At 41.5% G+C, this 7,027-nt stretch carries 8 protein-coding genes and 1 pseudogene; 8 read left to right on the top strand and 1 reads right to left on the bottom strand.

What is annotated here, in order from left to right; translation table 11 throughout:
* Positions 1-279 precede the first annotated feature (279 nt).
* From QTN94_RS02275 to QTN94_RS02255, 5 genes and pseudogenes are all read left to right on the top strand, one after another.
* Positions 280-627, top strand: a complete 348-nt coding sequence (locus QTN94_RS02275; protein WP_331426713.1) for an SH3 domain-containing protein — start codon at positions 280-282, stop codon at positions 625-627.
* 159 nt (positions 628-786) lie between these two features.
* The gene (locus tag QTN94_RS02270) at positions 787-1,146 is read left to right on the top strand and encodes a VOC family protein (protein ID WP_138973667.1); all 360 of its coding nucleotides are present in this window, start codon (positions 787-789) and stop codon (positions 1,144-1,146) included.
* 114 nt (positions 1,147-1,260) lie between these two features.
* Positions 1,261-1,518, top strand: a pseudogene (locus QTN94_RS02265) (tyrosine-type recombinase/integrase); the annotation flags it as partial.
* Between the two features lie 41 nt (positions 1,519-1,559).
* Complete coding sequence (locus QTN94_RS02260) at positions 1,560-2,033, top strand: hypothetical protein (protein WP_331426711.1); 474 nt, start codon at positions 1,560-1,562, stop codon at positions 2,031-2,033.
* 171 nt (positions 2,034-2,204) lie between these two features.
* On the top strand, positions 2,205-3,116 hold the full coding sequence (locus QTN94_RS02255; RefSeq protein WP_331426710.1) for a hypothetical protein: 912 nt from the start codon (positions 2,205-2,207) through the stop codon (positions 3,114-3,116).
* 328 nt (positions 3,117-3,444) lie between these two features.
* Here QTN94_RS02255 and suhB read toward each other — a convergent pair whose 3' ends face one another.
* Entirely contained in the window at positions 3,445-4,248 is an 804-nt protein-coding gene (gene suhB / locus QTN94_RS02250; protein WP_331416459.1) for an inositol-1-monophosphatase, read from the bottom strand.
* A 178-nt stretch (positions 4,249-4,426) separates the two neighbouring features.
* Between suhB and trmJ the strand changes: the two genes are divergently transcribed.
* The 3 genes from trmJ to QTN94_RS02235 all read left to right on the top strand — a co-directional run bounded on the left by trmJ (position 4,427) and on the right by QTN94_RS02235 (position 7,023).
* The gene (gene trmJ / locus QTN94_RS02245; protein ID WP_331416460.1) at positions 4,427-5,152 is read left to right on the top strand and encodes a tRNA (cytosine(32)/uridine(32)-2'-O)-methyltransferase TrmJ; all 726 of its coding nucleotides are present in this window, start codon (positions 4,427-4,429) and stop codon (positions 5,150-5,152) included.
* Between the two features lie 120 nt (positions 5,153-5,272).
* Positions 5,273-5,779 (top strand): Fe-S cluster assembly transcriptional regulator IscR, encoded by a 507-nt coding sequence (gene iscR, locus QTN94_RS02240; RefSeq protein ID WP_331416461.1) that lies wholly within the window; start codon positions 5,273-5,275, stop codon positions 5,777-5,779.
* A 29-nt stretch (positions 5,780-5,808) separates the two neighbouring features.
* Positions 5,809-7,023 carry an IscS subfamily cysteine desulfurase gene (locus QTN94_RS02235; protein ID WP_331426709.1) on the top strand — a complete coding sequence of 405 codons (1,215 nt, stop codon included), beginning with the start codon at positions 5,809-5,811 and terminating at the stop codon, positions 7,021-7,023.
* The last annotated feature ends 4 nt before the right edge of the window (positions 7,024-7,027 follow it).

The following is a 7,027-nucleotide window of genomic DNA, read 5'->3' as shown; positions in this document are numbered from 1 at the left end:
GTGTGCTAGAGCAAGTAAACGCATCTTCATTTGTATAGACTTCTGCTGACTAGCGAGTTTTTTAAAGTCGATGTTGTCGAGGCTATCCATGGCATTCTCGTGTAGAAATGACAGCCTCAATTAGACCATATTTTTACTTAGATTGGTATAACTTATTGACTTTCATTCAGACTTATTGATTGTTATTTGAACTGATATGGTTAATGTTGAATTATAAATAGGCAAAAGGCGACAGTTTGTCGTCTAATAAGTGTTATGAGAATGGAGTCAATATAACAAATGGAATACCAAGTCGTTAAAGCATATCAAGATGCTCCAGAGTCACCTATTCATGTAGTAAAAGGTGAACAATTGCAGTTTGTGGAAGAATCAAATCCGGAGAGTGATTGGCCAAATTGGGTCTTTTGTCGTGGAACAAGTAAAGAAGGTTGGGTTCCAAAGCAAATTCTAATTATCGATAGTGAACAAGTGACAGTTCTTAAGGACTATGTTGCTAAAGAGCATATGCTTTCAGTGGGCGAAACCTTAATTAGGGAGTACGAACTCAATGGTTGGATCTGGTGCTCAAAGTTAGGTGAAGGAGGCGAGTTGGCATGGGCTCCTTTAAATCATCTAACTAAAAAGTAAATTCAAATAACAATAAATTTAAGCAGATTCACAACGCTTGGCACTCTTAGTTTGAATCAGCTTTAGTGTTTACGGCACAATGATTTAGGTCAGATGGAGGCGTTGCTCACTTAATTTGGTGTAATACGCTTATCAGGATAATCAAAAAGGAGCAAGGAAATGAATCAGCATGAAAAACTTAATTATGTTGAGTTTGGCGCGAAAGACTTAGAATCGACAAAATCATTCTTCTCTTCAGTTTTCGGTTGGGAGTTTGTCGACTACGGACCTGAATATACAGCTTTTTCAAATCAGGGATTAGACGGTGGTTTCTTCAAAGCTGATTGCTGCAACCAAACTAATACCGGTGGAGCACTTTTAGTATTCTACAGCTCTGACATTGAAGGTACTCTAGAGAAAGTCGCTCAAAGTGGTGGTGACATCATTCGCCCTATATTTGAATTTCCTGGCGGTTGCCGTTTTCATTTTTTAGAACCAAGTGGTAATGAGTTCGCAGTTTGGTCAGAAGCCCGCTTATAACAAATGCTCAAGAAACTTTTACTAGTTTTGTATAAATTCAATATATTTATGTGTCTTGTTAAGGGCGGCTTAATTAACGTAAGTCGCCTTTTTGCGTTCTTATATAACAAGCTATTTCTAAGCAGTTTATCGGCATTTCGCAAGGCCATTACACGCAGCAATATCGAGCTACCCAAAGGCCAAATGACGCACGTTCTACGCCATACCTTTGCGAGTCACTACGTGATTCGAGGGGGAAACATCGTCAAGCTAAGGGATACGCTTGGCCATAGTGAGATCACAACAACAATGAGATACGCACATTTAGCCCCTGACCATCTAGAAGAAGCGTTAGGGCTAAATCCGTTAAATCAGCATTATCGTGTTAGGTGACAGTTTGTCGTCTAATAAGCGTTATGAAACAAAGGTGCAATATGTCCCCAGAAAAAATTCCTAGTTTGAGAAAATCGGTGTTACTTACATTGCTTATGTTAGTTGGGGTTCCGATCTTTTGGTTTATCTTTCTGGATATCAAAATGGTTGGGATGTCAGAGGAAATGGCAAGGAAGTGCAGTCAAATAGGAATGTATTTAAATTTGGCATCTGCGCTATCAATGGTTGTCCGCTATCTGTGGCTTAATGGTTACAACAAAAGGCTTGAAGATATTTATAAACTAGATACCTCGGCAGTGCGACACCATGAACACTCTAAGTATTACATTTATGATGAAAGAAATGCCAAAATTGCGGAAGATGACTTAAAAAGTAAGCAAGAGCCGTTGTACCAAGAAATTAGCCATTACAATAAGTTTGAAAAAGTCGAGACAATACACTTCTATATGGGAATAGTGGGTTTAACAGTTGGTACTTATTTACAGATTTTGGCTGCAGGTAGGGTTGTGTCCTAAAGTCGGGGCTGTTTCATAACAAGCAATTTAAGAGGATTCACAACGCTTGGTACTTTTGCTTCTACTTCAAATTTAGTGTTTATGGCACAATGCTTTAGGTTTTTTTGGGGGGGAGGCGTTGTTCCCCCCCTTAATTGGGCATTATACGCTTTTTGGGATTTGGAGAATAAAATGAATATAGATTTTCTATCAGATTTGTCTGGAGAGTTACAAGTAGCATTGAGAGAATCCGGATTAATCGTTCCATCTCCAGAACAATTACGTCAACAAGATAGGCGTTCTGAGGAGTTAAAAGAAAAAATCGAGCATTATGATCTACACAATCTCCTGAACCATTTCTTTACCGTATACTCTAGGCGTGTGCCCGTACAGAAGTGGAATATCCACATATCAGATAAGTTATCGAACTCTAATAAAATTGTCGAGCTTGCCAGTAAACTGTCAAGAGGCGATGATGTAAATGCTCTACTCAGTAATCGAGTTCTGAAATTGAATCAATCCAAATTTGCAGACTTACTTTTGGCTGAATGGGGAATACATCACTTACATTTTGAAGAGAATAGAAGTGACGAGTTACTTTTTATTTACTTTAGTGGCAGTGACGCTTATTTGATCGACATATTACAACATGAGAAAGCAGATGGTTCGGTAGTCACTTGGACGAATACTGACTTAATTCAAGTAATGCATGACAACTGGCCGAATGTGTTACGACCATATATTTTAAAAACAAACTCTAATTCTCCAATTTTAACAACTGACGAAAGAAGAACGTTAAGGAAGAAAGCAGCTACTACTACTGTAATTGTGAATGATGGTACGGAATATCTACCCATGGGAGGTGGCTACTCTTCAAGTAAACACCCTACTCATGCCATAATGCAGTCTGACTTTCTATATTTAACTGTCAAGCAGTTACAAATGGTCGTTGAAGATAACTATCCCGCTATTAAACAAGCTCTTTCTACATACACATCCTCTCCGAAACTAGAACTCAAACTAGGTGATAATCTTGAGCCAATGGTTGTCGAAGTCGTTCATAATGTTCAACTAAATTTAATCCAAGGTACAGAAAGCGTATAACAAACGTTCAGATACCTTTACTAGTTTTGTATAAATTCAATATATTTATGCACCTTTCTAAGGGCGACTTAATTAACGTAAGTCGCCTTTTTTATCGTCTCATTAGCGCCAAACAACGTCATTTAACGTGCGTATAAGGCTACTTGTCTATTTTTGACTATGCTAAGTGTTGTTTTGTTAGGCGGTTTTCCAAGTCCGCGTGTTGGGAGTTCGAATCTCTCCACCACTGCTGTGATTATTCCGTTAATCGATGGAACTCAGCAGGTTATTGTAGATATAAAAAAACCACTCTATTGAGTGGTTTTTAAAATATCAGCTGTACAGATAATTACTTCAGGATTGCTTCATTGCCGTTTTCACGGATGTGTTTAAGCATGCCTTTAACGCCGCGCGCGCTTGACGCAACTACGTTACCAGATTTCATGTAGTCAGTACCGCCAGCAAAGTCAGTAACGATAGCGCCAGCTTCGCGAGCAATCAATTCACCCGCAGCGATGTCCCATGGCTTTAGGCCAAGCTCAAAGAAGCCATCAACGCGGCCAGCAGCTAGGTAACATAGGTCTAGAGCAGCAGAACCAGTGCGACGGAAGTCAGCGCAGTCTACGAATAGAGCAGACATGATCTTTAGGTAAGATTCAGAGTGTTGCTTCTGTTTGTATGGGAAACCAGTTGCCAGAACAGTGCCTTGAAGGTCTTTAAGTTGCTTAACACGGATACGAGCGTTGTTTAGCTGAGCACCAGCACCACGTTGAGCGGTGAATAGTTCGTTTAGCATTGGGTCGTATACACACGCTACTTCTGTTTTGCCTTTAATGCGAACAGCGATAGATACAGAAAAATGAGGTAAACCTTTTACAAAGTTTGTTGTGCCATCCAGTGGGTCGATGATCCATTGAACGTCTTGGTCTTTACCTTCGATGACGCCATTTTCTTCAGCAACGATACTGTGATCAGGGTACGAAGCCTTGATTGTATCGATGATCATAGTTTCCGCTTCTTTGTCTACGTTAGTAACAAAGTCATTCGTGCCTTTTTGAGTAGATTCGATCTTCTCAACATTTTCTAAAGATTTAGCAATATGATTGCCAGCTTTTCGTGCAGCACGAATAGCGATATTAAGCATTGGATGCATACTAATTTCCCAACGGATGTTAAAGAACAGAAAAACGGGCGGCAGTATACCAGATAAATAGCCAAATGGAAGTGGTTAGTTTTTGTACTTTCAGTTTTAATCGCGAAAAGGGTCTGACCATTTTACTCAGGTATATGGTACTATCTTGCGGCTCGAATTTTACTCTTGGAAATCATTAATGCTCAACAACGTAAAAGTTGTCCTCGTTGGGACATCTCACTCTGGCAACATCGGTTCAGCTGCTCGTGCAATGAAGGTTATGGGCTTATCGAATCTGGTTCTCGTTGATCCTCAGTGTCGCGTTGATGAACAGGCTATTGCTTTGGCCGCAGGGGCAGCCGATATTGCACAAAATGCCACAATTGTAGATGACTTAAATGAAGCGGTTGCTGATTGTGCGTTAGTTGTCGGTTCTAGCGCACGTTCGCGCACGTTAGAGTGGCCGATGCTTGAACCTAGAGAATGCGGTGAAAAATTTGTCTCTGAAGGTCAAAACTCACCCGTTGCACTGGTATTTGGTCGCGAACGTACAGGGCTGACAAATGATGAACTTCAAACTTGTCATTATCACGTGTGTATTCCCGCCAACCCTGAATACAGTTCACTCAACTTAGCAATGGCAGTTCAGACGTTAAGCTATGAAATACGTATGGCGTATTTAGAGCGTGAGCAAAGTCAGTTCGCCAAGCAAGAAGAGTTAGAGTACCCAAGACACAAAGAGTTGGAATTGTTTTTTGCACACCTTGAAAAAGTGGCAAAGGATACCCAATTTATCAGTGAAGAACAGCCAGGCAAAGTAATGAATAAACTACGACGTTTGTTCAACCGCGCAAGGCCGGAAGCACAAGAATTGAATATTCTCCGTGGTGTGCTTACCGCGATAGAGAAGCGTATCTCTCAGTAGTCTATAACCACAGTATGACCATGGATAAATACTTGAGTAATTTAGTCAATTAAATACTTGACCATTTTACTCAGGTATGAAAGAATTCATACCACATAAACGGTGTGGATATGGTGTTATATGAGACTTACATCTAAAGGAAGATACGCAGTGACAGCCATGTTAGATGTGGCTCTGCACTCACAGCAAAACCCAGTGCCTCTGGCTGATATTTCAGAGCGTCAGGGTATTTCATTATCTTATCTAGAGCAGCTTTTCTCAAAGTTACGTAAAGCTGGTTTAGTTGCGAGTGTGCGTGGACCAGGTGGTGGTTACCGCTTAGGTGAAGATGCACATTCGATTGCGATTGGTACAGTGATCGCAGCAGTGGACGAATCTGTTGATGCTACCAAATGTAATGGTAAGGGAGATTGCCAAGGCGGTTCACGCTGTCTTACCCATACCTTGTGGCGAGATTTAAGTTCACGTATTAGTGACTTCTTAAACAACATCACGTTAGGTGAGTTGATGAAAGACAACGAAGTCATCGAAATTTCAGATCGACAAGATCTCGATCTTGCCGTTAATCATGGGTTTGCTACTAAAAATACAAACACCGCACCCATCGGTGTTAACGTCCGCTCTTAAGCGGTTTGCCTGTTACATTGGAGTAGAGAATGAAACTGCCTATTTATTTAGATTATTCAGCGACCTGTCCTGTTGATCCTCGTGTAGCTGAAAAAATGGTTCAGTACATGACTATGGACGGTACGTTTGGCAACCCAGCATCACGTTCACACCGTTACGGCTGGCAGGCAGAAGAAGCGGTAGATACAGCTCGCGAGCAAGTCGCTGATCTACTAAATGCAGATCCACGTGAAATCGTATTTACTTCGGGCGCTACTGAGTCAGATAACCTTGCTATCAAAGGTGCTGCTCATTTCTATTCGAAGAAAGGCAAGCATGTCATTACTTGTAAGACAGAGCATAAAGCGGTTCTAGATCCATGCCGTCAACTTGAGCGTGAAGGTTTTGAGGTTACTTATCTAGAGCCTGAATCAAACGGCCTTATCGATCTTAAAAAGCTAGCAGCAGCAATGCGCGAAGACACGGTTCTTGTTTCTATCATGCATGTAAACAACGAGATTGGTGTGATTCAAGACATCGCGTCAATCGGTGAACTATGCCGTGAGCGTAAGGTCATTTTCCATGTAGATGCTGCACAGTCTGCTGGCAAACTACCAATCGACGTTCAAGAAATGAAGGTTGACCTTATCTCTATGTCGGCGCATAAAATCTACGGCCCTAAAGGTATTGGCGCACTATACGTACGCCGTAAGCCTCGCATTCGTTTGGAAGCTCAAATGCACGGCGGTGGTCATGAGCGAGGTTTCCGTTCAGGCACACTTCCTACTCACCAAATCGTTGGTATGGGTGAAGCGTTCCGCATTGCTAAAGAAGACATGCAGAAAGATTTTGACCATGCACTAGCGTTACGTAATCGTCTACTTGATGGCGTTAAAGATCTTGAAGCTGTAACGGTTAACGGTGACTTAGAGCAACGTGTACCGCATAACCTAAATGTGAGTTTCGCATTCGTTGAAGGTGAGTCACTGCTTATGTCGCTAAAAGACCTAGCGGTTTCTTCTGGCAGCGCATGTACATCAGCAAGCCTAGAGCCATCATATGTACTACGTGCTCTTGGCCTGAACGATGAGTTAGCACACAGTTCAGTTCGTTTCTCATTTGGTCGTTTTACGACAGAAGAAGAAATTGACTACGCAATTGAACAGATTCGTACTGCAGTGATTAAACTGCGCGACATGTCTCCTCTATGGGATATGTACAAGGAAGGAATTGACCTAGATACGGTTGAGTGGGCACACCACTAATCGC

The organism is Vibrio sp. M250220, assembly GCF_036533795.1.
Classification (GTDB): domain Bacteria; phylum Pseudomonadota; class Gammaproteobacteria; order Enterobacterales; family Vibrionaceae; genus Vibrio.
This window is presented reverse-complemented; position numbering and strand designations above follow the sequence as displayed.

Bases quoted from the DNA above. Each gene is read 5' to 3' on its own strand.
- QTN94_RS02255 (WP_331426710.1), top strand. From the start codon at position 2,205: ATGAATATAGATTTTCTATCAGATTTGTCTGGAGAGTTACAAGTAGCA.
- iscR (WP_331416461.1), top strand. From the start codon at position 5,273: ATGAGACTTACATCTAAAGGAAGATACGCAGTGACAGCCATGTTAGAT.
- trmJ (WP_331416460.1), top strand. From the start codon at position 4,427: ATGCTCAACAACGTAAAAGTTGTCCTCGTTGGGACATCTCACTCTGGC.
- QTN94_RS02270 (WP_138973667.1), top strand. From the start codon at position 787: ATGAATCAGCATGAAAAACTTAATTATGTTGAGTTTGGCGCGAAAGAC.
- QTN94_RS02235 (WP_331426709.1), top strand. From the start codon at position 5,809: ATGAAACTGCCTATTTATTTAGATTATTCAGCGACCTGTCCTGTTGAT.
- QTN94_RS02260 (WP_331426711.1), top strand. From the start codon at position 1,560: ATGTCCCCAGAAAAAATTCCTAGTTTGAGAAAATCGGTGTTACTTACA.
- QTN94_RS02275 (WP_331426713.1), top strand. From the start codon at position 280: ATGGAATACCAAGTCGTTAAAGCATATCAAGATGCTCCAGAGTCACCT.
- suhB (WP_331416459.1), bottom strand. From the start codon at position 4,248: ATGCATCCAATGCTTAATATCGCTATTCGTGCTGCACGAAAAGCTGGC.